Origin of the sequence: Muricomes intestini, from assembly GCF_004346165.1 — a bacterium.
Classification (GTDB): domain Bacteria; phylum Bacillota; class Clostridia; order Lachnospirales; family Lachnospiraceae; genus Muricomes; species Muricomes intestini.
On sequence record NZ_SLZZ01000004.1, the window covers coordinates 129,353 to 156,294 of the forward strand.

The following is a 26,942-nucleotide window of genomic DNA, read 5'->3' on the forward strand; positions in this document are numbered from 1 at the left end:
TTGTTTTATAGTTACTTATCTTTTAATGATAGATTTATTGGTAAAGTTTGTCAATATATTATATGATACCAGGGTCAAAGGGTCATGCGTTTCATGCTTGCATGAAAAAGCATGACTTTGGGACCCGCAAAACATGAGAAAGTAGCCCGAGCAGGGCGGATTTCGAATGTTTTTAGGATTGCGGGAGTACAAAGTGCGGAGCAATCCGTAGGTATCAGGGGGCAAAATACCTTTTGACCCCTACATCATTATATAGTTGCTTGTATGAGTCATAGCGTTCCATATAAAGCCGGTGGTATTGGCTTCTTGGCTTGAAACATTTTTTGACCTGTACCATATCTTTGACTATATCTGTAATCTTCATATTTAGCTGAACAGCAGAAGCAGCGAGGATGGCAGCTCCCAGTGTTCCTGCCTGTGTACTGTTAATTACTTCCATGGGAATGTTAAATATGTCAGCCCGTAGTTGAAGGGTGTAATCTGAGGCAGCACCCCCTCCGGTGACCCGTATTACGTCCGGATTTATATTCAATTCAGACAGGGTTTCATAAGCCATAAACATTTGATAAGCCATTCCTTCTTTGACGGCCTGATAGAGTTCTATGGGTTGTGTATGGATAGTAAGACCACAAATAGTACCAACGGCATCATAACATATATCTGGATTGCCGCAGGAGCCAAAAGAAGGCAGAAGCATTATACTGCCCGGGTGTCTCTCAGCAGCCAGAGTATCCATGTAAGAAAAGAAATCTATGCCAGAGGTACCGCAGAAGTCGCGGATATTTGCAAATATGTTATCCTTGAACCAGTTCATAAGGATACCGCAGGTTGTCAATTCAATTTGGGCGAGAAAAATATCAGGCAGTACATATGGAGCGCACGGGATTCCTTTTTCTATCATGTAGGGAGACGACGTTAGTTTTGGAAGAATAAATTGCATGACTTCACAGGTTCCCTGCCCATCTTCCCCCTCTGCGAAAGTCGTCATGCCGCTTCCAAGACCGGCACATCCTTGATCGTGTCCTCCTGCGGCGATGAGTGTTCCGGGCGGCAGTCCCAGTTCCTCCGCTATGTCAGGGAGTACGGGACCGAGGATAGTTCCGGAGAGAACCGGAGCAGAAAACAAAGCTCTATCAAGGCCTGCCAATGTAAGGAGCCTTTGGGACCATTGCTTTGTGCGGATATCGAATGCCATGCTTCGTGCTGCCAAGGAGAAGCTGACCATACGTTTGCCAGTGAGCAAATATCCTATGTAATCTTCATAGAAAAAGATATGTCTGGTATTTTTAAAAACAGCGGAATTGTTCTGCAGCCATATAAATTTGGGGAGGGCATACATTTCGCTTAAAGGAAGACCTGTAATATCCATAACTTCTTCTTTGGAGAACTTTTTTTCAATGATGCTGCACTCATCTATCCCGCGCTTGTCCCCTGTGAGCATAGAATTTGCAAGCACAGTGTTGTTTTCATCCAAACAAATGATTGATTCCCCCAAGGAGGCAACAGCTATACACTGTACAGGCTCGGGAGAATTACCGGACGCTTCCCGAATAACTTCTTTTGTGTAAGCCCATACCATATTTGCATCCAGTTCTCTATATCCGTCATCCCCTGTTTCCTGATAGGTTCTGCCAGAGGAAGATAAAATTTCACCTTTTCGATTGTAAATAGTCATTTTGCATCCGCTTGTTCCTATATCAATTCCTGCATATGCCATTGAGATACCACCTTTCATATTATAGAATGTTTGAAAATGTTAATTTATGTACTTACATTATATATTATAAAGCAATTATTGTAAACTTAAAAAAACAATAAACCATATAAAATATGCAGAAAAGCAATGATATATAAAACGAATTAGGAGATTTGCACTAAAAACAATCCGGCACTTTGTGATATATGCCATATTGAAAAAGGTTCTAAAATGTTCTACAATAAAAACATAAAAAAACAAAATAAAACAATATTAAAAGGGAGGAACAAGCATGAAGAAAAAAATGTTAAGCGTATTGCTGGCAGCCGCAATGGTGTTATCGATGGCTGGTTGCGGGAGCTCCGGGAATGACAAAAAGGAGGATTCAACAGAGAAAAGTGCAGCGGAAAAAACTAACACGAAAGACAGCGGGAAAATTAAAATTGGATATTCTCCATATACAATGACAAATGAATATTTTTCTGCGATTTTGGACGGTCTGCAAAGTAAATGTGACGAATTGGGCATGGAGTTAATCTATTATGATCCACAGAATGACCCGACAACACAGAGCAAACAGATTGATGACATGATTAGTATGGGAATCCAGGCACTGGTATATATCCCATATGACTTTTCAGGTGCAAGAAATGTATGTCAGACCCTGCAGGATGCCGGTGTATATGTGGTAAATGCAGATGCAGTCGTCTCTGAAGATGACTATGATGTGGTCGATGCAATTGTGGCATCTGATAACGAAGGACTTGGGCAGCTATCCGGAGAATGGGTGGCAGAAAACTATCCAGATGGAGCAAATATCCTGATAGCACATCTACAGACGGCAGAAGCATGTGTATTGAACGTAGAAGGCTTCTGGGAGGGAATTAAGGAAAAAGCAGCTGATCCGGACAAGTATAAGGAAGTTCAGGTGGTCGAAGGCGGAGGTGCATCGGACGTGACATTTGATGCTGTAACAGACGCACTTCAGGCACACGATGACATTGATGTAATCTATTGCATTAACGATACATCTGCACAAGGGGCTATCCAGGCTGTGGAAGAAGCCGGAAAGAGCGGAGAGATTGCCATTCTTGGAAAAGATGCTGCTCCGATTGGAAAACAGGCAATTAAAGACGGTAAACAGGTTCAATCCTCTGGGCAATCACCTTTATCAGTAGGTTCTACCAGCGCGGAACGTTGCTATGAATTAATTAATGGCAAAGAGGCAGATAAAGATTTTGATTTCTTCACTAAGATTAAGGCGTTCAGCGTTACGAAGGATAATATCGATGATTATGATATCGACAGTTGGCAGTAGATGATGAAGATCCAGCATAAGTGCAGAGCTGACAGATAGTAACAGACCAGTTTTGGACGCAATGTGTGTTTAAGACTGGTCGCTTTATACATAAATATGCACCGGGGTAACTTAGGAGATATTTTATGATGGACCGGGAGGTAAAAATGAAAAAGAATTGTCTTTTAGAGATGAAAGGAATATCAAAAGCTTTTGGTACTAACAAAGTACTTGTGGATATTAATCTTAATCTTTACGAAGGGGAAATCCTTTCATTATTGGGAGAAAACGGCGCCGGTAAATCTACTTTGATAAAGATATTAGGAGGCATCTATTCATCTGACTCGGGAGAAATCTATATCAATGGCGAAAAAAAGCGTATTAATACTGCAGCTGCTGCTCAGGAAAACGGTGTCCGTATTATACATCAGGAAATTGTATTGGTTCCCCACAGGACGATTGCGGCAAATATATTTCTTGGAAGAGAACCAAGAACATCAGTTGGAACTTTAGACTACAAGAAAATGGCGGCAGAATCCGAGAAAATTATGAAAGAATTCGGGATTGACCTGGATCCGAACTCTCTAGTATGTGAGCTTTCCCTTGGGCTTCAGCAACAGGTAGAAATTGTAAAGGCTGTTTCCGCCAATGCTAAAATTGTGGTAATGGATGAGCCGACCTCTTCACTGTCAGAGAGTGAAACAGAGATATTATTCCATATCATTGAAAAGTTGAGGGCCAGAGGAGTGGGTATTATATACATATCCCATCGGCTGGATGAACTGTTCAAGATCTCGGATAGGATAATGGTGCTCCGTGATGGAAAAGTAATCAACACAGTGCCTATAGCAGAGGCGAAAAGGGAAGAGCTTATTAATATGATGGTCGGAAGGATTCTGGATAAATATTATGTGAGGACAAAAAATGAAATCCGGGAGGTAGCTCTTGAGGTCAGGCACCTGGAAAATAAGAAACTGTTTCATGACATTAATTTTAGGGTGAGTTATGGGGAGATTATAGGCTTTTCGGGACTTGTAGGGGCCGGGAGGACAGAGGTTATGAAGGCTGTTTTCGGAGGTCTTGGACATGATAGCGGACAGATATTGATGGAAGGAAAGGAAATCCACATTAATAGTCCCAGAGATGCGATGGAGGCGGGAATTGCTTATGTACCGGAGGACAGGCGTGGTGAGGGTCTTGTCCTATTAAACGATGTAGAATTTAATATAGGCCTTGCTAATGTTAGAAATCTGGTAAAAGGGATACATGTAAAAAAATCTGCATGGAAAGAACTGGTGCAGGAATATGTATCAAAATTTTCTATAAAAATAACATCGCCGCAGCAGAAAGCAGGGCGTTTAAGTGGCGGTAACCAACAGAAGGTAGTACTTGGAAAATGGCTGGCAATCAATCCGAAGGTAATTATTCTTGACGAGCCGACCAGAGGAATTGATGTGGGTTCAAAAGCAGAGATTTATTCCATTATTAATGACTTGGCAGCAGAAGGTGCAGCCATTATTATTGTGTCTTCCGACTTACCAGAGATTATCAATATGTGCGACAGAACTTATGTGATGAGTGAAGGGCATGTTACCGGTGAACTTTCGGCAGAAGAGTTTTCCCAGGAAAAAATCATGACTTTTTCGACTACGACAAAAGCTGCCAAAGGTACAGTTTAAAAGGAGGAAAGATAGATGCAGAAGGAAAAGAATGTATCTACATCAAATTGTTTTGTGAATTATTTCAGAAGAAATCTGGGTTCCCTGATTGGCTTGGCTGCATTGGTAATTATTATCGGGATGATTACACCAAGGCTGTTTTCGGGTACAAACCTGCTAAATCTTTTAAAATCTAATTCAGTAAATGTAATTATAAGCTGTGCCATGCTGCTTGCAATTTTACTTGGGGAGATTGATATTTCTGTGGGTTCTACCGTCGGTCTGGCAGGAGTTGTATCGGCGGCATTGATTACAAATTTTGAAATGCCGGTGGGTGCAGCAGTAATAGTAAGTCTTCTCGTTGGGGTTGCTATTGGAGCCATCAACGGCATAAGTATTGCTTACTTTAGAGTTCCTGCTTTTATAGCAACACTTGCAACACAATGTATCGGCCGGGGATTGACTCAAGTTATTTCCGGAGGGATTTCTATACGGGTTAGAAATGATGGGTTTTCCCAGATAGCAATGGCAAATCTGGGCGGCGTTTCGGTTATTATTATTTATGCGGCGGCATTTCTTCTAATTACTTGGGTTTTACTGAATAAGACGAAATTCGGCTATTATATTTATGCTATTGGCGGCAACAGACAGGCAGCACAGTATTCAGGAATTAATGTGAAGCTTTTTAATGCGCTTCCTTATGTGTTCAGTGGAGTGGCGTGCGCTTTTTGCGGTGTACTCTGGACGGCACGACTTGGCTCGGCGGCAGCCATGTTGGGGAACGGCTTTGAATTGGACGCTATTTCCGCAGTTGTCATCGGCGGGACCAGCATGTCAGGCGGAGTGGGGACTGTGGGAGGTACTATACTCGGTATTCTGATTATTGGAGTGCTTCAAAATGGATTGAATCTTATGGGAGTAAATTCGTTTTGGCAGTATGTGTGCAAAGGTATAATTATTCTTTTGGCGGTCATTATTGATGTCATCAGAAAATCAAAAGAGGATTAAAAATTAAAAACAGGAGGTATTATAGATGCTAGTAAATATGAACACTTTAATGGAGGATGCAAAAAAGAATAATTATGCAGTGGGGATGTTCACTGCGCCAACTATGCCCTTCGCGGAAGCGGTTATAGAAGCCGCAGAAGAGATGAATGCTCCGGTGATGGTTGGTCAGGTAGAGTCCTGGAGACAATATGGAGATATTGAAAAATACGGACCTATTATGGCAGATATGGCGAAATGTGCAAAGGTTCCTGTGTGTCTGCATCTGGATCATGGGCAAAGCCTGGAATATATTATGAGAGCAATACGTGCCGGATATACATCGGTTATGGCGGACTTTTCCATGCTCCCGTTCGAAGAAAATGTGGAGATGGTAAAAAAATGTGTGGATTTCTGTCACAGTGTGGATATTTCCGTAGAAGCAATGTGCGGGAAAATGCCATCGGTATATGAATTGGCGGATCACCCGGATCTTGATATTAGAGAGTATTTTTCCAAACCGGATGAGCTAAAGGAATTTGTGGAGGCTACAGGAGCTGATGCTATGACTGTTTCTTTTGGTACGGTGCATAATATGAAAATTATGCAGCCGATGCTGGATTTTGAATTACTAAAAGAGTTAAATGATGCAACAGATTGCTCGCTGGTTATGCACGGCTCATCCGGTGTTGAGGTCGGGCAGATTAAGCAGGCAATTCCCTATGGGATACGTAAGATTAATGCTTATACAAAGCTTTCTACCGCTGCTCAGCCAGCTATGCTCGCGGAAATGAATAAGAGTGAAGAACCACTGTTTTTCCATGAACTTCTTGATATAGCAAAAAAAGCAATGAAAAAAGCTGTGGAGGAATCCATCAAAATTTTTGGAAATGGATATGATTTTAGCTCTAGAGTATGGTAAAAATTTAGAAAAGTAGATATTATGTTTGAAGCAATTCGAGAAGGGGGGGCATGTAATGAAGAAACTAATAAACCGACCGGAAACTGTTGTAAGTGAAATGTGCAACGGGATTGCAATGACAAATCCGGATGTTGTTTTTTATCCTAAATATAAAATGATACAAAGAAAAGATTTGAATCCTGACAAGGTAAGCCTGATCAGTGGAGGCGGCAGTGGCCATGAACCGGCTCACGCAGGTTACGTAGGCCGGGGGATGCTGGATGCGGCAGTTTGCGGTGATGTATTTGCATCTCCCTCACAGATACAGGTATATCAGGCGATTAAGGAAACGAAAAGCAAAAAAGGTACACTCTTAATTATTAAAAATTACAGTGGGGATGTTATGAATTTTAAAAATGGGGCGGCACTGGCAGCGGAAGAGGGAATTGATGTCGATTATGTAAAGGTCTCTGACGATATTGCTGTTTCAGACAGCCTATATACAGTGGGCAGGCGCGGAGTTGCAGGAACTGTACTGGTACATAAAATTGCAGGTGCAGCGGCAGAAAATGGCTGCAGTCTGGAAGAGGTAAAACAGGCGGCACAGTCTGCGGCAGATGCAGTCAGAAGTCTTGGATTCGCCTATAGTTCCTGTACTGTCCCGGCAAAGGGAAGCCCGACATTTAATATCGGGGAAGATGAAATGGAATATGGGGTAGGCATCCATGGGGAGCCAGGTATTAGGCGGGAGAACATTGTTTCTGCCGATAAAATGGCTGAACGCATGCTGAATGCAATACTGAAAGATTTGGATGTAGAAAAAGAGAATGAAGTTGTATTATTAGTAAATGGTTTTGGAAGCACACCGCTGCAGGAGCTTTATATATTTTCTGATGCTTTGCTGAAATGCTTAGATCAAAGAAAAGTGAATGTATACAGAAGTTTTGCTGGAAACTTTATGACTAGTATTGATATGCTGGGGGCCTCAGTATCGGTTATGAAACTTGACGGCACACTAAAAAAGTATTTAGACATGCCTTCGGAAGCCTTAGCTTTTCGCGTAGACGGGCCAGTGCCGCCGATTATGTACCGCTCTGTCAGCACTGGAGAGAATGAAAATGTCCCGGAAGAATTTACAAGAGAATCATCCTGGGGAGAGGTGAAAGAAAACCGAATTAGCTTGAATAATATTAAGTACATGGTTGCAGAGATGGCGGAGTATATCTTGAAAAATGAAGTTGCTTTTTGTGAACTGGATTCTTTTGCCGGAGATGGAGATTTTGGAATGAGCGTCGCAAAAGGATTTCTTCAGTTAAAACGCGAGTGGGACATGATACTTACCGAAGAAGCGGAAACAATTGGAGAATTCTTAAAGGCATGCTCTCTTGTAATTATGGAATATTGTGGAGGGGCATCCGGGCCAATCTGGGGTTCCGCATTCCGTGCTGCCGGATTTCAGGCAGGTGATAGGGTGAGTTTAGATACATCTGAATTTGCTGCCATGATGCAGGCTGCTGTTGTGGGCATCCAGAAAACGGGCGAGCGTTCCTTTGGCAGAGGTGCTGTTGTGGGCGATAAAACATTGATTGATGCACTTGTGCCATGTGTCGACAGTTTGAACGCAAGTTCTGACAGTGGGAGTTCTGTTAAGGAGATGTTGGAAAAAGGGGCTGCCGCTGCAGTGGAAGGAGCTGAAAAAACAGCAGGGTTCGCGGCTCGGATGGGGAGAGCTGGGGTGGTAGGGAAAAGAAGTCTTGGACATCCCGATGCGGGGGCGTATGCATTAGGAGTTATCTTTACAGAAGTCTCAGGGAGCCTGAAGTATAATTTATAAATGCTAAAGGATATTAACTTTTAAAAGTGGAAAAATGTAACTAATTAGAATGAAATAGTCTTGAATAGCAAATATAATTCCTTGACAAATGGCTGCTTTTCGGGTAGAATCACAGTTATCGCAAGCAGTGATCGGAATTAGTATATATAGGAAGCGGCACAGAGAGGAAACCATCAGGTGGGAGGTTTCTGCGCGGAGTGTATAGAACCGGCCCGGGAGCTTCTGTGTGAAAGCACAGCGTAGAACCGGCGTTAACGGTGAAAGAGTGAACTGTAGGGTACAGTTAATTAGGGTGGTACCGCCGAAGTTTTCGGTCCCTTTTGGAGGGAAAGAAGGTTTCGGTGTTTTTTGTTATACAGAAATTCTTTCCCAATATTGTAACAGTTTAGCCATATGAATTTTCGACAGGATATGCATACGAAAGCAAGCTTTCTCCTGCCTACACTGTTGAAAATTCGCGTGGCTGAACTGTTACTCCATAGTAGAAGACGGGGCAAGGGCCCTGGAGAAAAGGAGACATATTTATGGCAAAGGAAAAGAAATTAGTTGAGTCAATCACATCAAGAGACGAAGATTTTGCACAGTGGTACACTGATGTGGTACGGGAAGCGGAGTTGTGTGATTATTCAAGTGTAAAAGGCTGCATGAATTATCTGCCGAACGGCTATGCAATATGGGAGAACATTCAGGCCAGTCTTGACAAGCGTTTTAAAGACACGGGAGTGCAGAATGTATATCTTCCTCTTTTAATACCAGAGTCGCTGCTTCAGAAAGAGTCAGAGCATATTGATGGGTTTGCACCGGAAGTTGCGTGGGTAACCCGCGGAGGCATGGAAAGACTGCAGGAAAGACTCTGCATCCGCCCTACTTCTGAAACTTTGTTCTGTGATTTATGGAGCAAGACCGTACAGTCTTACAGGGATCTGCCCAAAATCTGGAACCAGTGGAATTCTGTACTGCGCTGGGAGAAGACAACAAGACCATTTCTGCGTTCCCGTGAATTCTTATGGCAGGAGGGACACACAATCCATGCTACTGAAGAAGAGGCCCGGGAGCGGACATTAATGATGCTAAACGTGTATAAAGACTGCCTTGAAGAAGATCTGGCAGTGCCTCTGGTTGTCGGACGCAAGACAGAAAGCGAAAAGTTTGCAGGTGCAGAGGAAACCTATACAGTAGAAGCTATGATGTATGACGGAAAGGCTTTGCAATCGGGAACCAGCCATTACTTCGGAAGTGGATTCCCAGATGCATTCGACATTAAATATGCCGATAAAAACAACGAACTGCACAGTGTTTATGAGACATCTTGGGGGTTTTCTACGAGAACAATCGGCGCGATTATTATGGTGCATGGCGATGACAGCGGGCTAGTTCTCCCCCCAAGAATTGCACCTATACAGACAAGGATTATTCCTGTTGCACAGCATAAGGAAGGTGTGTTGGACAAAGCAGATGAACTTTTAAGTGCGTTGAAAGCAGCGGGGTATAGGGTAAATATTGACGATTCAGAAAAGAGCCCCGGCTGGAAATTCAGTGAGCAGGAGAAACTGGGTATCCCTGCCAGAATTGAGATTGGGCCCAAGGATATTGAGAAGAATCAGGTAGTAGTTGTACGCCGGGATACCAGAGAAAAACTGGTGGTTTCCATGGATGAGATTGCAGCAAAGCTGGCTGACATATTGGAGACAATCCAAAACGATATGTTTGACAAGGCAAAGGCATTTCTGGATTCGCATATTGATACCGCTGTGACCATGGAAGAGATGGTTGAGAAGTTCAAGAAAAAAAGAGGATTTATCAAGGCGATGTGGTGCGGAGATGAAGAGTGCGAAGGTGAAATTAAGTATAATACAGGAGGCGCATCCTCCAGGTGTATTCCTGCGGAGGAAGAACATCTTTCCGATGTCTGCATATACTGCGGGAAGCCTGCAAAACACATGGTTTACTGGGGCAAATCATACTAAAAGCGATGCAAAGGGTCAAGGGGTCTGCTTCTTTTTTCAAAAGGGTCAGACCCCTTTGAAGATGAAAGGAGACAGTGAAATGACAAGAGATGAGGCATATAGTATCCTTCATAAATATATGAAGGGTGAAAGGTATTTACAGCATTCTATGGCAGTCGAGGCAATCATGCGGGGCCTTGCGAAGAAGCTGGCACCGGATCAGGTGGAGCGCTGGGGAATTGTGGGACTTCTCCATGATCTGGATGAGGAACACTGTGAATGGCAGGAACATCCGGAGGTTCATGGACCGACATCTGTGGAAATATTAAAAAAGGAAGGGATTGATGATCAGGAGCTGTTTCATGCGATTTGTGCCCACAATCCGGCTTCCGGCGTTAAAGCATCGACAACTTTGCAGTATGCTGTTCTTGCCGCAGATCCTATGAGCGGATTCTTAAAAGCAATTGCCCAGATATATCCAGACAAAAAGATTGCAAGTGTAAAGCATAAATCAGTAAATAAAAGATTTAATGAACTGCGGTTTGCGTCAGGTGCGAACAGAGATTACATGGAAGCGATTGAGTTTACAGGTATGAGCCTTGATGAGTTTATAGACATTGCGCTGGAAGAGATGCGCGCAATATCAGATGAGCTGGGACTTTAACGTCAGGGCACACAGATGCAGTTTTTCAGTAAAAACCCTTGACTTTCCTATAAAAACGTAATAAACTAATTTAGCGTGCACAAAAGATACGCTGTTTTTAGTGCACAAATCAAGATAATAATTATTATCTGCAACCATTTCCCGTACAGACGGGAGAAGACGAAAGAATCATAGGAGGTGAAAAGAATGCCAACATTTAACCAATTAGTTAGAAAGGGACGTGAGACTTCTGAAAGGAAATCGGGCTCACCGGCACTTCAGAAAGGATACAATTCTCTTCAGAAGCGTGCTACAGACGTATCAGCACCACAGAAAAGAGGCGTGTGTACAGCAGTTAAGACCGCTACCCCTAAGAAGCCTAACTCAGCTCTGAGAAAGATCGCCAGAGTTCGTCTTTCCAACGGAATCGAAGTGACAAGCTACATTCCAGGCGAAGGACACAATCTTCAGGAACATAGCGTTGTTCTGATTCGTGGAGGAAGAGTTAAGGATCTGCCAGGTACAAGATACCATATCGTCAGAGGTACACTTGACACAGCAGGTGTTGCCAAGAGAAGGCAGGCTCGTTCCAAATACGGCGCTAAGAGACCAAAGGATGCTAAATAAATCCACCTTAGCAAACAGTAACTAAATAGTTAAATCGTATCACAAACAGAACTATGATATCGTACCTTATTGAACATTAGCAGTTCAATAAGTACATCTTATTGAGTATTAGCAGTTCAATAAGTACATCTTATTGAACATTAGTAGTTCAATAAGTATAGGTTGCGGATTAAGTGAACCCTGTTTATCCGGGGTTTCTATAGAATAGTCCTGCGGCCGCGAGCACATGAAGCGCGATTTCCATAGAGAGACACATGTGAGTACCGATGAATTAATCCCGGCAGAGACCGGAAGTAATGATTAAGGAGGGAAGGACCGTGCCACGTAAAGGACATACTCAAAAAAGAGATGTATTAGCGGACCCAATATACAACAATAAAGTTGTCACCAAGCTTATCAATAATATTATGTTGGATGGTAAGAAAGGTGTAGCACAGAGGATTGTATACAAAGCATTTGAAAGAGTTGAAGCAAAGGCAGAGAAGCCGGCAGTGGAAGTATTTGAGGAAGCTATGAACAACATTATGCCGGTATTGGAAGTTAAGGCAAGACGTATTGGCGGAGCTACTTACCAGGTGCCGATTGAAGTAAGAGCAGAGAGAAGACAGGCTCTTGCACTTCGCTGGCTTACATTGTATTCCCGCAACAGAGGGGAAAAGACAATGGAGGAAAGGCTTGCTAATGAAATTCTTGATGCAGCGAACAATACAGGTGCATCAGTGAAGAAGAAAGAAGATATGCACAAGATGGCAGAGGCAAATAAAGCATTTGCTCACTACCGCTTTTAATTAGGAGGAAAAAATCTTGGCTGGAAGAGAATATCCACTAGAGAGAACCAGAAATATTGGTATTATGGCTCATATCGATGCCGGCAAAACGACATTGACAGAGCGCATCCTGTATTATACTGGTATTAACTATAAGATTGGTGATACCCATGAAGGCACTGCTACCATGGACTGGATGGAGCAGGAGCAGGAAAGGGGTATTACAATTACCTCAGCAGCTACGACATGTCACTGGACTTTGGAAGAGAATACGAAGCCAAAGCCGGGTGCTCTGGAACACCGTATCAATATTATCGACACACCAGGGCACGTTGACTTTACTGTAGAAGTTGAACGTTCACTCCGTGTATTGGACGGCGCCATCGGCGTGTTCTGTGCAAAGAGTGGTGTTGAGCCTCAGTCAGAAAATGTTTGGCGTCAGGCTGACACATACAATGTACCAAGAATGGCATTTATCAACAAGATGGATATCTTGGGCGCTGATTTTTACAATGCAGTAGACCAGATTAGAACCAGGCTTGGAAAGAATACTATTTGTCTTCAGCTGCCAATCGGTAAGGAAGACAATTTTAAAGGAATCATCGATTTGATGGAAATGCAGGCTTACATTTACAATGATGAAAAGGGAGATGATATTTCCGTTACAGAGATTCCAGAAGATATGAAAGATGATGCAGAACTTTACCGCACAGAGTTGATTGAGAAAATTTGTGAGCTGGATGATGATTTAATGCTGGAGTATCTTGAAGGCAATGAACCGGCTGTGGAAGACCTCAAGAAAGTTTTGAGAAAAGCCACATGTGAATGCAAAGCTATTCCTGTATGCTGTGGTACTGCATATAGAAACAAAGGTGTCCAGAAATTGTTGGATGCAGTTATTGAATATATGCCGGCTCCGACTGATATTCCACCGATTGATGGTACAGATATGGATGGAAATGAAGTGGTTAGACATTCTTCTGATGAAGAACCATTTTCAGCTCTGGCATTTAAAATCATGACAGACCCATTCGTAGGTAAGCTTGCTTTCTTTAGAGTATATTCAGGCACTATGAACGCAGGTTCTTATGTACTAAATGCAACAAAAGGCAAGAAAGAGCGTGTTGGGCGTATCCTTCAGATGCATGCAAATAAGAGACAGGAACTGGATAAGGTATATTCAGGAGACATTGCGGCAGCTATCGGATTTAAATTTACAACAACAGGTGATACAATCTGTGATGAGCAGCACCCGGTTATACTGGAGTCCATGGAATTCCCGGAACCTGTTATTGAGCTTGCTATTGAGCCTAAGACAAAAGCATCTCAGGGTAAGTTAGGAGAGTCCCTTGCAAAGCTTGCAGAAGAAGATCCAACATTCCGCGCACACACAGATCAGGAGACAGGACAGACAATCATTGCCGGTATGGGTGAGCTTCATTTGGAGATTATTGTCGACAGACTGTTGCGTGAGTTTAAGGTAGAGGCCAACGTAGGTGCACCTCAGGTTGCCTATAAAGAGTCTTTTACAAAGCCTGTAGATGTTGACAGCAAGTATGCAAAACAGTCAGGCGGACGTGGACAGTACGGACACTGTAAGGTTAAGTTTGAGCCAATGGACGTCAATGGAGAAGAAACATACAAATTCGATTCTGCGGTAGTAGGCGGTTCTATTCCAAAGGAATACATTCCTGCTGTAGGACAGGGTATCGAAGAAGCTATGAAAGCCGGTATTCTCGGCGGATTCCCTGTTGTCGGTGTCCATGCTACCGTATATGATGGTTCTTACCATGAAGTCGATTCCAGTGAGATGGCATTCCATATTGCAGGATCTCTTGCATTTAAGGATGCAATGAAGAAATCCTCTCCCGTACTTCTTGAGCCTATCATGAAGGTAGAGGTAACTATGCCTGAGGAATATATGGGAGATGTTATCGGCGATATTAACTCACGCCGCGGACGTATTGAAGGAATGGATGATCTCGGCGGCGGTAAAATTGTCCGTGCGTTTGTACCGTTGTCTGAAATGTTCGGGTATGCTACGGACTTGCGCTCCAGAACTCAGGGGCGTGGAAACTACTCTATGTTCTTCGAGAGCTATGAGCCGGTGCCAAAGTCTGTACAGGAAAAAGTATTGTCCAATAAAAATGCTTAAATGTATGAAAAAGGCTTGAAAAACCTGGGATTATGAAATATAATCAGAGATAGCCGAGTAAAAGAGAAAACCAATAAAAATGCCTGGAAATAGGCGATATATTAAGGAGGATTATTCGAAATGGCAAAAGCTAAATTTGAAAGAACAAAACCACATGCTAATATTGGTACCATTGGCCATGTTGACCATGGTAAAACAACATTAACAGCTGCTATTACTAAGACACTTTCTCAGAGAGTAGCAGGAAATGCAGCAGTTGATTTTGATCACATTGACAAAGCTCCGGAGGAGAGGGAACGTGGTATCACAATTTCTACTTCTCACGTTGAGTATGAGACAGAGAAGCGCCACTATGCACATGTTGACTGCCCGGGACACGCTGACTATGTAAAGAACATGATCACAGGTGCTGCACAGATGGATGGAGCTATCCTTGTTGTAGCTGCTACTGACGGTGTTATGGCTCAGACAAAGGAGCATATTCTTCTGTCCCGTCAGGTAGGTGTACCCTACATCGTTGTATTTATGAATAAATGTGATATGGTAGACGATGAAGAACTCCTTGAATTAGTAGAGATGGAAATTCGTGAACTTCTGAACGAATATGAGTTCCCAGGAGATGACACTCCGATTATCCAGGGTTCAGCTCTGAAAGCTCTTGAAGATCCTTCAGGAGAATGGGGAGACAAGATCATGGAACTTATGGACGCTGTTGACACATGGATTCCAGATCCACAGCGTGACACAGATAAGCCGTTCCTGATGCCTGTAGAGGATGTGTTCTCTATCACAGGACGTGGTACAGTTGCCACAGGTAGAGTAGAGCGTGGTACACTGCATGTATCTGATGAAGTTGAAATCATCGGTATCCATGAAGAAAGTAAGAAGACTGTCGTAACAGGTATCGAGATGTTCCGCAAACTTCTTGATGAAGCTCAGGCTGGTGATAACATCGGTGCACTGCTTCGTGGTGTTCAGAGAACTGAAATCGAAAGAGGCCAGGTTCTGATTAAACCAGGCACAGTAAAATGCCATAAGAAATTCACAGCTCAGGTTTATGTACTGACAAAAGATGAAGGCGGACGTCATACACCGTTCTTTAATAACTACAGACCGCAGTTTTACTTCAGAACAACAGACGTAACAGGTGTTTGTGATCTGCCGGAAGGCGTTGAAATGTGCATGCCTGGAGATAACGTAGAGATGACAGTTGAACTAATTCACCCGGTAGCCATGGAAGAGGGTCTTGGATTCGCTATCCGTGAGGGTGGACGTACAGTTGGCTCAGGAAAGGTTGCTAAGATTCTTGATTAATCATTGACTGATAAATTTAATAAAGTAAAATGCATTCCGCAGCTCTTGAGAAATCAAGGGCTGCGGTTTTTTCATTTGTATACGAGAATTTTTGGCTGAAATCGTGCAGTGAATACGAGGCAGTTATGGTTTTAATGAATATATTGGTGAAAATTACGGTTTGACAAAAAGTAGACAATTGTGATAAGTGACAGAAATATAAGGCGATAATATACAAAGTAGACAAAAACACTTAACATAATAAAAAAATATTATTTATTATTGACATTAAAAACGGTTAGTGCTATATTTGAGAAAACAATATTGTATCCAATATCCGATATCCAAAATATATCGGGAAAATTGAAGGAGGAAGAAAATGAAAATGAAAAAGAAGATGCTAGTAACCCTTTTGTTGACCGCAGCGATGGTCTGTACGACTCTTGCAGGATGCAGCACTCCTACCCAGGAGACAGCAAATACCGGTACAGAAACTAAAGATAAGACAGAGAAGTCTTCCACGGATACGAAGACGAGAGAGTCTGCCACTTCTGTGGAGACGGATAAACTTCCTGCAGCAGGCATCGGAGCACAGATCACCTCGGATGTAAAGGCAAATGAAGAATATAAGATTGGTTATATCGCAAAGAATACAACCAACCCATACATGGTGGCCCAGGCGGAAGGGATAAAGAAAGCTGGGAAAGATATGGGATTTGAAGCAGTTACACAGGCGCCGTCCACCGCAGACAGTGTGGAGGAACAAGTAAAGATTATGGAAGATATGATCCAAAAGGAAATGGATGTCATTATTGTACACTGTGCAGATTCTAACGGAATTATGCCCGGTGTCAGGAAGGCGGAGGAAGCAGGAATTATAGTGATTACAATTGGAACGCCTGCATCTGAAGATACCTTCTTAAGAACAGGAGTAGACTACAAAGAAACCGGCGGGACGATTGCCACAAAGATGGCGGAGGCGCTGAATGGCAAAGGAAATATTATTATTCTCGAGGGGCCTCCGGGAGCAGCAAACGCAATTGAGCGGCTGGATGGTATCAAGGAAGCTTTTGCCGAATACCCGGACATTGAAGTGGTTGCTTCCCAGACAGCTAATTTTAAGAGAACCGAAGGTATGTCTGTCACAGAGAACCTGCTCCAGAAATATACGGATGTCCAGGGAATTATAGGTATGAATGATGAGAGTGCCCTGGGTGCTGTCCAGGCTTTGAAAGCAGCAGGAAAAACAGACGTACTGGTGGCTGGTTTTGATGGCAGCACAGATGCCACAAGTGCAGTGGAATCAGGAGATATGTTTGCTACATATAACACGGACCCTTACGGGTCAGGGTATATAGCATGCGCATATGCAGTCCGTAATCTGAATGACAAAACCGAGCCGGAAGGCAAGTTTATTCCTTTTCCATCGGCAGCAAATGATCCTTTGATTATGGCTGATACCGTAGAAAATTATAAAGAGAATATTGCATGGTGGAAAGTAATTCAGTAAGAAACAGCTCATAAATGCGTTGAAAGAAGTGGGTGTGGTGAAAAGATGGGTAGAACAATATTGACAGCAAAGCATATCACAAAGCTGTTCCCCGGCATGAAAGCTCTGGATGATGTAGACTTTGATCTGCGGGAAGGTGAAGTGCATATTCTGGTAGGAGAAAATGGTGCGGGAAAAAGTACTCTGGCAAAAGTGATTCTTGGGGCCTATAAAGCAGAAGAAGGTGAGATTACTTTTGACGGAAAGGCCGTGAAGTTTAATGGGACCAAGGAGGCGCTGGAGAGAGGAATTGTCGCTGTATATCAGGAATTTACATTGGTACCTCATATTAGTGTGGCGCAGAACATCTTTTTGAACAGAGAATATCGGACTAAGATGGGGCTGCTCGACCATAAGGAAATGGAGAAGGAAGCTCAGGAATTGATGAAATCACTGAACTGTGAATATATCGATGTGAAGTGTCATGTGAAGGACTTAAGTGTGGCGGAACAGCAGATGGTTGAGATTGCAAAGGCACTTTCTTTTAAGCCCAGGATTATGGTATTTGATGAACCGACGGCAACTTTATCTGAACGTGAGGTGGACTCCTTATTTGACCAGATACATCGGTTGAAAAAAGAAGGAATTGGAATTATTTATGTGTCACACCGCATGCAGGAGTTTCCTCTGATCGGAGATAGAATCACCATCCTGAGGGACGGCGTGAAAATTAAAACAGTAGGTATTGATGAGTGTTCCAATGCAGAACTGGTAAACATGATGGTCGGGCGGGATGTATCCCGGGTCTATGTACGCACACCCAACGAGCATAGTGAGACGGCACTTTCCACTGAGGGACTGTGTGATTATAAGGGAAAGGTAAAAGACGTAAGTATTTGCGTAAGAAGAGGCGAGATTGTGGGGATTGCAGGGCTGGTAGGTGCAGGGCGCACAGAGACGGCAGAGCTGCTTTATGGAATTGAATCGATTAAGTCGGGAAAAGTTTTTGTAAAAGGAAAGAATGTCTTGCCCAGGACTCCTCGGAACGCGACAAAGCTTGGAATCGGACTGGTGAGTGAGGATAGAAAACGCCAGGGACTTGCCCTGGATGAATCCATTGCACTTAATATTGTGGCGGTGAGCCTGAAAAAGATGTTCCCCAGGTTTTTTCTTTCAAACAAAAGAATAAAAGAGACGGCTCTTGACTACAAAAAACAGTTAAGGATAGCTACGACAAGTGTGAATAAAGCCTGTAAATATCTTTCCGGCGGCAATCAACAAAAAGTGGTTCTTGCTAAGTGGCTGAGTTTTAATCCGGACATTTTGATTTTCGATGAGCCGACAAGAGGAATTGATGTCGCAGCCAAAATGGAGATCTACGGGCTGATGGATCGTCTGGCAGCAGAAGGAAAAGCTATTATCATGATCTCTTCGGAACTTCCAGAGGTCATAGGAATGAGTGACAGGATTTACATTATGCATGAAGGCAGGATAGTGGATGAAATAGAGCGCGGCACAGGAGATTTTAACTCTGAAACTATCGGCGCAAGAATGATGTTGGGAGCAGGAGGTACCGTGGATGCAGACGAGTAATTTTAAGCAGAGGATAAAGAAGGTGCCTCCTGTAGCCTATATGCTGATTATCATCATCGCAATATTTAGTTTTATGGAGCCGCATTACTTGTCATTTTCCAATTTCAGGAATGTGCTGATTCAATCGACTCCTTTGATGATTGTGGCATTTGGGCAAACTTGTATTGTTTTGACTCAGGGAACAGATCTTTCTTTGGGGGCACAGGTCAGCTTTGTAACAGTGCTCACCGTATTTTTAGCACAGCGGGGAATTATGTTAGAAGTGGCAATGTTGATTTCTGTCTGTTGCACGGTATTGATTGGCGCGGTGAATGGCTTGATCGTAGCAAAGGGCAATATTCCTCCATTTATTGCTACTTACGGGACACAGAATATAGTTAACAGTATTTCACTGCTTTTGACCGCAGGGTCCTCTATCTATTTTTCCAGCTTTACATACCGGATCGTGACGGAGACAACAATTTTGTTCATCCCTCTTATGGTATGGGTGGCAGTCATTGTATTTGCGGTTGTATGGATTGTACTCCGTAAAACAAAGTTCGGTACAAATATTTATGGATTGGGCGGAAACAGGGAGGCACTTGCGCTGGCAGGAATTAACCCTGCGGCCAATTTAATAAAAACATACGCATTTGCCGGTATGATTGCCGGTATAGCAGGAATTATTACACTTTGCCGGGTAGAGTCGGGCCAGCCTATTGTAGCAAACGGATGGGAATTCCAGGCAGTGGCCGCGACACTTCTCGGAGGAACATCGTTAAGAGAAGGGAAGGGCGGTGTGACAGGAACAATTTTTGGTGTACTGTTGATTCAAATTATCAAGAATGGCCTGAATGTGATAGGAGTGCAGTCCATATTTCAAAATGCGATTATTGGCTCTATTGTTCTGGCGGCGATTATCATTGATGCGGTTGTCCGTATCCGTGCAAAGGAATAGGAGGGACATGGACATGAAAGCAAAAAGGTTATTTGAAGATATAAAGAGTTCAAAAGTATTTTACAGCTTGGTGGGACTAATTGTACTGATTATCCTTTCAGCGATTATAGCTCCGAACTTCCGCACAGTGGACAATTTGATAACTATTTTCAGGCAGGCCAGCGTACTTCTTGTTCTCAGTGCAGGACTCACTGCGGTGCTGCTCACAGGCGGTATGGATTTATCAGTGGGAGCTACGGCAGGATTTGTCGGGTGCATCTGCGCACAGCTTTTAAAAGCAGATGTCCCTATCTTGGCAGCATTTGGGATTGGGATTTTGATCAGTATGATTGTAGGGATTATAAACGGGCTTCTGGCAGGGATCCTTCCTAGTTTTATCGCAACTTACGGCACCAATTGGGTGCTTGGAGGTCTGGCGATCATTGTTATGCAGGGAGCAGTCATCTATGACTTGCCCAAAAATTTTACAAGAATCGGAGTTGGATATACAGGAACAGTTCCAAACCTGGTGATTATAGCGCTGATTGTTGTAGTTATTATTTATGTGCTGCTCCAGAGAACGACCTTTGGACGCCAGGTATATGCATATGGCTCTAATCCGCTTGCGGCGAAATATTCGGCGGTACCGGTGAAGAAAATCGTGATTTCTAGTTTTACGATGTGCAGTATGTGTGCAGGCCTTGCGGGAATGTTGATTACAGCCAGGCTGAATGCGGCAGATGCGGCAATGGGAGACAGCTATGGGCTTCAGACGGTAGCTGCAGTAGTAATCGGAGGTACATCTATGCTTGGCGGCGAAGGTGGCGTTGTGGGGACGGTCATAGGTTCACTTATTCTGACGATCATCGTAAATGTAATGAATTTGAAAGGAATCTCCTCCTTTGCGCAGGGGCTGGTGGTGGGTATTGTCATCATTGCCATGGTGCTGTTTGATACTTATTCAAAGAGGAGACAGGAGAGAAGCGCTATTTAGAATATGCATTAAAATTGCCGGATAACGGCAATTTTAAGATATAGAAAGTACATATTAAAAGAAAGAGAGGATTTTTATTATGGGATTTATAATAAGACCGCTTAACACAGGATTTATTCCGACAAAACCACTGGAATACCATTTCCACTTTTCATGTAAGCCATTTTTGAAAGGCTTGCCGGAGGAAGCAGTTCCGCTCCCGGATTTTACATTTCTGATTGAAGGCGGGGAACAGCTGATTCTGGTTGACACAGGTATGGCGTGGACGGAGCGCGCAAATAAGTATCACCACAAAGGCTCCTGGCAGACCCAGGGGGTGGATGATATTGAATCCAAGCTTGCCCAGGTGGGGTACAAACCTTCTGATGTAGACATGGTAATCTTTACACATCTTCACTGGGACCATGTATTTTACATAGAAAAATTTACAAAAGCGCGCTTCATTTGCAACAAAACAGAATGGGAGTATGCACACAATCCTGTACCGCTTCACTATAAGAGTTATGAGCGTTCTATTATTGCAAAAGATGGTGACAAGATTGTTGCACCATTTGACCAGCCGGATGTAAAAGAACGATTTGAGACTGTGGAAGGAGAGTGTAAAATTCTCCCAGGCATCAGTGTATTTGAGAGCTTTGGGCATTGTCCGGGGCATATGACAGTGGTGGTAGAAACAGAAAACGGCCCTTACTATTGTGTGGGAGATTCTGTGTTTGTGATGGGCAACATTGATGTGCCTCAGGAGATGGCAGATGCACTGCATTATGATATTTGCCCTCCGGGACGCTTTGTGGACATTGTTGCATCATGGAACACAATCAGGGATACCGTAAGGCGCTGTGAAGAAGCGGGTGTGGATCCCCATGCGCATCTGCTCCTTGCTCATGACAAAGGTCTGCTGGATTATTGTGAGTCTTACGCACAGTGGAATGAAGGGCGTCTCCCCGTCCTCGGACTGAAAGAATGAGAAACTTATGAAGACAATAGCTATAATTGGCAGTTGTGACACAAAATACAGGGAAATCACATATATGCGGGAGCGCATTACAGCACAAGGTGTAGACGCAATTGTGGTTGATGTGGCTACAGGTTCAGCTCCTTCTTTCGGGTATGACATATCCCGGGAGAAAGTAACAGAGTCTTTTGGTACGAACTGGGCAGAACTTGAACGGAAAACCAAAGGGGAGAAAATCAGCTTTATGATGGATGCCTGTGCCGCATTTATAGAACATCTTTTCTGGGAGGGAAAAATCCAGGGGGTTCTTTCAGCGGGAGGGCTTCAGAATACCTTGATGGCAACCAATGCCATGAAAAGACTGCCCATTGGTTTTCCCAAAGTAATGGCAACTACAGTGGCATCCGGGCGAAGAATGTTTCAGGATGTAGTGGGTGATAGGGATATTGTAGTGATTCCCTCCATTTGTGATTTTACCGGGATAAATATCGTTACCAGGAAAATTCTCGATAATGCCTGTGCCTGTTGTGTAGGGATGGTAAAATATGCAGGACAGGTGCTGCAAAAAAAGACCAGGCCGGTGATAGGCGTAACTCTGATGGGAATTACCAATACTGGAGCTTGTGGGGCTGTGCAGGAGTTGGAGCGTCAGGGAGTGGAAGTCATTGGATTTCACGCTACAGGCACCGGTGGGGCGGTCATGGAACAGATGGCAGAGGATGGCCTTATTGACGGTATTTTGGATTTGACTACACATGAAATTGCCCAGGGATATTTTAAAGGCGGCTTTTCCTTTGGGGAGGGTGCAAGATATAGATTGGTAAAAGGGGTTCAGAAGAGGATTCCTCTTGTCGTCAGTGTAGGCGGCCTGGATTTTTGTGATTTTGCTGTAGAAGAATTCCCGCCCCATATGGAAGAGAGGGTCTATATGTATCACAATGCGACAACGGCTCACATTAAGCTGCTTTATGAAGAAGCCGAAAGCATAGCAGAAGACTTTGCCAAAAGACTGGAAAAAGTTGACTACCCGGTGAAACTTCTTCTTCCCACAGATGGTATGCGGCATAATACCCGGGCAGGCGAAGAATTGTATAATCCAGAAGTAGATCATATTATTATCCAGAGGATAAAAGAGATAAAAAATGACAAGATTCAGATTATTACAATACCGGGAAATCTAGATACAAAGGAGTGGGGAATCCAGGCAGCACAATATATGATGGATGAATTGCACGAACGAGGTGTTATAGTAGAATAGTTACAGAAAGGTGTAGAAGGTATGACAGAGGATGTTAAAAAGATAGCAGAGGAACTTGTCATAGCTTGTAAAAGAGCTTATACTAGAGGCATACAAACAGGTAGTGGCGGGAACGTAAGTGCCCGGATTCCGGGGAAAGACCAGATGCTTGTGAAGGCGAGCGGCAGCTCCTTTGCCGACAGCACACCGGAAGGTTTTGTCATTACTGATTTTGATGGGAATTTAATAGAAGGGAAAGGAAAACCTACAAGAGAAGCTTTACTGCACGGTTTGCTATACAGAATTTGCCCAAAGGTGAACTCGGTTGTGCATGTTCATTCGCCATATTCAATTGCATGGGCCTCTACAGGAAAAGCGCTGGTCAGAACGACATGGCATGCAAAATTGAAGGTATGCACAGATTACCCTACATTGGATATTCCGGCAGCAGTAGTTGGAAAAGAATATTTTCCTTTTATTGAAAAAATATATAGCGAGTATCCGGAGTTGCCAGGTTTTTTACTGGTAGATCATGGAATTGTGGCAGTTGGGAAGGACGCAATTCATGCAGAACATGCAGCGGAATTAATTGAGGAAACCGCACAAGTGGCAATTTTGAAGACAACCGTTTCAAAGCTTGGCTTGTAAAATATTACCTTAGGTGGGGACCATATGAGAACAAGTGCACGAATTACAATGAATGACTTGAATAACGAGACGCTGCAGCACAATAAGCTGCCGGCTCTTGTTCTGGATAAATTGATGGAGTGGATCATGAGCGGAAAGCTTCTTATGGGCGATAAGCTGAACACAGAAGAGCTTGCCAATCAGCTTGGAGTCAGCAGAATGCCTATAAGAGAGGCACTCAGTAATCTGGAGAAGATGGGACTGGCAGAATCTGTCCCCTATGCGGGAACAAGGCTGGTGACATTGACAAAAGAAGACGTACGGCAGATTTATATTGCCAGGACAGCTCTTGAACCCGTGGCAGCAAAATATGCCTGTGAGAAGATTACAGACAAAAAAATTGAGAATCTTCGCAAAATCCATGAGGAATACAAGGAAATTGCTTCACAGGATAAGCCGGATGCGATTGATGTCTATCAGCAGAACAGACTGTATCATTTCGCTATTTATAAAGCCAGTGAACTTGGCAGGGTATGCACTATGATTGAGTCCTTGTGGGATAATTTATCATTCTTCAAACTGATATACGGACAGGCACTTTTAAATAACAGAGAGTCAAGGGAACGCATGATCATGGAGCATCAGGGTTATTTGGATGCTTTGGAGAAGCGAAACAGTGATTTGATTTATGGTCTGCTGAGAGAGAACCTGGAGAAGAGGGCAGAGAATATCCCCTACAATTCAGACGCATATTTCCATGAAGAGGTCTGATGGTAAAGAATAGGTAAGGAGCCTGGATACAAGCGGTATTCAGGCTCTATTTATAGAGGAAGGAGAAGTTATGGATTCAGTAATGTATGCGCTTCCGGAAAATATCCGGAATAAGGCTTTTGTGATTGCATCATATTATATCAAATTGAATAAAGGGGCTGATATATTAAAAAAGGCATCTGCCCTTGCTGTAGGGCAGACTATTGGAACATGGATACCGATTCCGGGAATTACGGAGGAAATCCGGGAGAAATATATGGGAAAGGTGGTGAGCGTGTTTGACGTACCTGCGCTTGATCTGTCCACGCAAGTTGATACTGAGGACCGCGAGTATATCATTCAAATTGCCTATCCCTCAGTAAATTTTGGGGGTGATTTTCCTCTTCTTCTTACATCGCTTTTGGGTAATGATGCATCAACCTCCGCACAGGTTAAACTTCTGGATATTGAATTTCCGGCGGATTATGTTGAGAATTTTTCGGGCCCGCAGTATGGGAGTGGGGGGATACGGAAACTTACCGGGGTTAGCGAACGGCCTCTTCTGTTAAACATGATTAAACCTTGCACCGGGCTAACACCGGAAGAAGGGGCGAAGATATTCTATGAAACTGCTCTGGGAGGGGTAGACTTCATCAAAGATGATGAACTGTTTGGCAATCCTGCCTACAGCAAGCCCTGGAACAGAGTAAAAAGATATAAACAAGCGGCACAAGCCGCTTATGAGAAAACAGGGAAAAAAGCATTGTATTTTGTGAATGTTACAAGTGGGGCAGGAGAAATCCTGGATAATGTAAAACGTGCAGAAGATGCCGGAGCAGACGGAATAATGCTAAATTTTGCTGCTGTGGGATATAGTGTTTTAAAGCAAGTGGCGGAGGTGTCGCGGGTGCCTGTCCTGGGACATGGGGCAGGTACAGGGATGTATTATGAAGGAACCGCCAGTGGAATGTCTTCTCCACTTGCAGCCGGAAAACTGGCAAGATTGGCAGGCGCCGATATTGTAATGATAAATACACCTTATGGCGGTTATCCGCTCCAGTATCAAAAATATATACAGACTATTTCACAACTGACGTTGCCTTGGTATGAACTGAAGCCGTCTATGCCATCAATCGGAGGCGGTGTTCATCCGGGCATGGTGGAAAAGTATGTAAGAGAAGCAGGAAAAGATATTGTGCTGGCAGCCGGCGGAGCGGTCCAAGGACATCCCCGGGGGGCAAAAGCCGGAGCCAGAGCAATGCGGCAGGCCATAGAGATTGTAATGGAAGGGCAGGATTTTGCAGAGGCAGCCAGAGAAAAAGAAGAACTGAGTGAAGCTTTAAAGTGCTGGAGTTACGTAAAGGATTGACATATAGGGAAATGATAATTGTAATTTAAGGGAGGAGGTGATATACTTATGTCGAATTCAGAAGGAGGCGGTAAGATGACCCGGGATATTATGTTATATACGTCCAATGATTTAAGAGATTTCATGCACTTGGCATGCTCATCGCCTAGGGACATAGGTGTGCACACTGAAGACAACCAGATTGCAGACGGAAAATCTGTGCTGGGGCTTATGTCTATTGATTATAAGAAGCCGGTAAAGGTGGTTTCAGAAGATGCAAAATTCATGAAGCGTCTGGATCGCTGGGCGGTGGATACAGAAGAGAAGTCAAAGACCCCGCAGCAATAAAGGATTTGTATAAAAAGATGCAGCAGCAGGCAGGCGGCCAATTCGCCTGCCTGTTGTTGTATTGAATGATTGCAAAACAAATCACAGGAATCAGAGACGGCTGTTCTCTTCATATGTAGCTTTTGCATTTCGGATCAGGGTATTAAATTTATCTGCCTGCCATGCAGCCCTTCCTGTGAACAATCCGTCAATAGATGGCTGAATAATTAATTCGTCTGCGTTTCCGGGATTTACGCTCCCGCCATATAACACAGGGATATCCTTTCCGGCATCGCCGAAAATTTCCAACAGTGCTTTTTTAATTTCTTTATGCATACTTTCCGCATAATCTGCAGAAGCCGGTGTCCCATTTACGCCGATAGACCATACTGGCTCATAGGCAACCCATATATTTTTGGTCTGTGAGGCAGGCACGTCATGAAAGCCTATCTTTAACTGTGTACGGAGAACTTCTGTGCTTATGCCAAAATCCTTTTCACCGGCAGTCTCACCAATACATAGAAGTGTTGTAAAGCCATGATTCAGGGCAGCCTTAACCTTTTTATTTTCTTCGGAGTCTGTTTCTCCGAACACATGTCTTCTCTCGGAATGACCAATCATAACAAGGCTAATACCTAATTCTTTTAGCATGAGGGGAGAAATTTCACCGGTAAACTGTCCTTCGTCCTCCCAACACATATTTTGGGCACCAATTTTAATATAACTCTGCTCTATATTTTTTGTGGCGCTTTCTAATGAAGTATAGGAAGGAATAATAAATAGCTCTATTTCTTCGCGGCTAATATCCTTTGTGTACGATACTAAATCCTGTAGATATGTAACAGTGTCCTGAATGTTCTTATACATTTTCAGGTTACTTCCAAAATATAATTTTTTCTGCATGA

23 protein-coding genes and 1 other annotated feature are annotated in these 26,942 nt (G+C 43.5%); of the genes, 21 read left to right on the plus strand and 2 right to left on the minus strand.

Annotated features, from left to right (window positions below; all coding sequences use genetic code 11):
* Positions 1-214 precede the first annotated feature (214 nt).
* Positions 215-1,717, minus strand: a complete 1,503-nt coding sequence (locus EDD59_RS04560; RefSeq protein WP_165920859.1) for an FGGY-family carbohydrate kinase — start codon at positions 1,715-1,717, stop codon at positions 215-217.
* Between the two features lie 271 nt (positions 1,718-1,988).
* On the opposite strand from EDD59_RS04560, the gene EDD59_RS04565 reads away from it, so the two are divergent.
* The 21 genes from EDD59_RS04565 to EDD59_RS04665 all read left to right on the plus strand — a co-directional run bounded on the left by EDD59_RS04565 (position 1,989) and on the right by EDD59_RS04665 (position 26,058).
* Positions 1,989-3,014, plus strand: a complete 1,026-nt coding sequence (locus EDD59_RS04565; RefSeq protein ID WP_132379357.1) for a substrate-binding domain-containing protein — start codon at positions 1,989-1,991, stop codon at positions 3,012-3,014.
* A 146-nt stretch (positions 3,015-3,160) separates the two neighbouring features.
* Positions 3,161-4,672: a sugar ABC transporter ATP-binding protein gene (locus EDD59_RS04570; protein WP_132379359.1), complete on the plus strand. Its 1,512-nt coding sequence runs from the start codon at positions 3,161-3,163 to the stop codon at positions 4,670-4,672.
* Between the two features lie 15 nt (positions 4,673-4,687).
* Positions 4,688-5,659 (plus strand): ABC transporter permease, encoded by a 972-nt coding sequence (locus tag EDD59_RS04575; RefSeq protein ID WP_132379361.1) that lies wholly within the window; start codon positions 4,688-4,690, stop codon positions 5,657-5,659.
* Positions 5,660-5,684: 25 nt separating this feature from the next.
* Positions 5,685-6,557, plus strand: a complete 873-nt coding sequence (locus EDD59_RS04580; protein WP_132379363.1) for a class II fructose-bisphosphate aldolase — start codon at positions 5,685-5,687, stop codon at positions 6,555-6,557.
* Between the two features lie 55 nt (positions 6,558-6,612).
* Positions 6,613-8,370 carry a dihydroxyacetone kinase subunit DhaK gene (gene dhaK / locus EDD59_RS04585; protein ID WP_132379365.1) on the plus strand — a complete coding sequence of 586 codons (1,758 nt, stop codon included), beginning with the start codon at positions 6,613-6,615 and terminating at the stop codon, positions 8,368-8,370.
* 118 nt (positions 8,371-8,488) lie between these two features.
* Positions 8,489-8,692, plus strand: a binding site (T-box leader).
* A 202-nt stretch (positions 8,693-8,894) separates the two neighbouring features.
* Positions 8,895-10,337, plus strand: coding sequence for a proline--tRNA ligase (proS, locus tag EDD59_RS04590; RefSeq protein WP_132379367.1), 1,443 nt, complete (start codon positions 8,895-8,897; stop codon positions 10,335-10,337).
* Positions 10,338-10,416: 79 nt separating this feature from the next.
* Positions 10,417-10,980 carry an HD domain-containing protein gene (locus EDD59_RS04595; protein WP_132379369.1) on the plus strand — a complete coding sequence of 188 codons (564 nt, stop codon included), beginning with the start codon at positions 10,417-10,419 and terminating at the stop codon, positions 10,978-10,980.
* A gap of 186 nt (positions 10,981-11,166) precedes the next feature.
* Positions 11,167-11,586, plus strand: a complete 420-nt coding sequence (rpsL, locus tag EDD59_RS04600) for a 30S ribosomal protein S12 (RefSeq protein ID WP_132379371.1) — start codon at positions 11,167-11,169, stop codon at positions 11,584-11,586.
* A gap of 317 nt (positions 11,587-11,903) precedes the next feature.
* Positions 11,904-12,374, plus strand: coding sequence for a 30S ribosomal protein S7 (gene rpsG, locus EDD59_RS04605; RefSeq protein ID WP_207670373.1), 471 nt, complete (start codon positions 11,904-11,906; stop codon positions 12,372-12,374).
* A gap of 16 nt (positions 12,375-12,390) precedes the next feature.
* Positions 12,391-14,508: an elongation factor G gene (fusA, locus tag EDD59_RS04610; protein ID WP_132379375.1), complete on the plus strand. Its 2,118-nt coding sequence runs from the start codon at positions 12,391-12,393 to the stop codon at positions 14,506-14,508.
* A gap of 120 nt (positions 14,509-14,628) precedes the next feature.
* Positions 14,629-15,822, plus strand: coding sequence for an elongation factor Tu (tuf, locus tag EDD59_RS04615; RefSeq protein ID WP_132379377.1), 1,194 nt, complete (start codon positions 14,629-14,631; stop codon positions 15,820-15,822).
* Between the two features lie 358 nt (positions 15,823-16,180).
* The gene (locus EDD59_RS04620) at positions 16,181-17,311 is read left to right on the plus strand and encodes a substrate-binding domain-containing protein (RefSeq protein ID WP_243117342.1); all 1,131 of its coding nucleotides are present in this window, start codon (positions 16,181-16,183) and stop codon (positions 17,309-17,311) included.
* Between the two features lie 45 nt (positions 17,312-17,356).
* Positions 17,357-18,883 carry a sugar ABC transporter ATP-binding protein gene (locus tag EDD59_RS04625; protein ID WP_132379380.1) on the plus strand — a complete coding sequence of 509 codons (1,527 nt, stop codon included), beginning with the start codon at positions 17,357-17,359 and terminating at the stop codon, positions 18,881-18,883.
* Positions 18,870-19,820, plus strand: a complete 951-nt coding sequence (locus EDD59_RS04630) for an ABC transporter permease (RefSeq protein WP_132379382.1) — start codon at positions 18,870-18,872, stop codon at positions 19,818-19,820. The genes EDD59_RS04625 and EDD59_RS04630 overlap by 14 nt, the downstream gene beginning before the upstream one ends.
* Positions 19,821-19,833: 13 nt before the next feature.
* The gene (locus EDD59_RS04635) at positions 19,834-20,793 is read left to right on the plus strand and encodes an ABC transporter permease (protein WP_132379384.1); all 960 of its coding nucleotides are present in this window, start codon (positions 19,834-19,836) and stop codon (positions 20,791-20,793) included.
* A 79-nt stretch (positions 20,794-20,872) separates the two neighbouring features.
* A complete protein-coding gene (locus EDD59_RS04640; protein ID WP_132379386.1) occupies positions 20,873-21,760 on the plus strand; it encodes an N-acyl homoserine lactonase family protein in 888 nt (295 codons plus the stop codon).
* 7 nt (positions 21,761-21,767) lie between these two features.
* Complete coding sequence (locus EDD59_RS04645; protein WP_132379388.1) at positions 21,768-23,006, plus strand: Tm-1-like ATP-binding domain-containing protein; 1,239 nt, start codon at positions 21,768-21,770, stop codon at positions 23,004-23,006.
* A gap of 21 nt (positions 23,007-23,027) precedes the next feature.
* On the plus strand, positions 23,028-23,633 hold the full coding sequence (locus tag EDD59_RS04650; protein WP_132379390.1) for a class II aldolase/adducin family protein: 606 nt from the start codon (positions 23,028-23,030) through the stop codon (positions 23,631-23,633).
* Between the two features lie 24 nt (positions 23,634-23,657).
* Entirely contained in the window at positions 23,658-24,383 is a 726-nt protein-coding gene (locus tag EDD59_RS04655) for a GntR family transcriptional regulator (protein WP_132379392.1), read from the plus strand.
* A 70-nt stretch (positions 24,384-24,453) separates the two neighbouring features.
* Positions 24,454-25,731 carry a RuBisCO large subunit C-terminal-like domain-containing protein gene (locus EDD59_RS04660; protein ID WP_132379394.1) on the plus strand — a complete coding sequence of 426 codons (1,278 nt, stop codon included), beginning with the start codon at positions 24,454-24,456 and terminating at the stop codon, positions 25,729-25,731.
* Positions 25,732-25,779: 48 nt separating this feature from the next.
* Complete coding sequence (locus EDD59_RS04665; RefSeq protein ID WP_243117343.1) at positions 25,780-26,058, plus strand: HPr family phosphocarrier protein; 279 nt, start codon at positions 25,780-25,782, stop codon at positions 26,056-26,058.
* Positions 26,059-26,148: 90 nt separating this feature from the next.
* Here the strand turns inward: EDD59_RS04665 and EDD59_RS04670 are convergent, their stop codons facing one another.
* Entirely contained in the window at positions 26,149-26,940 is a 792-nt protein-coding gene (locus tag EDD59_RS04670) for a triose-phosphate isomerase (RefSeq protein ID WP_132379396.1), read from the minus strand.
* Between the last annotated feature and the right edge of the window lie 2 nt (positions 26,941-26,942).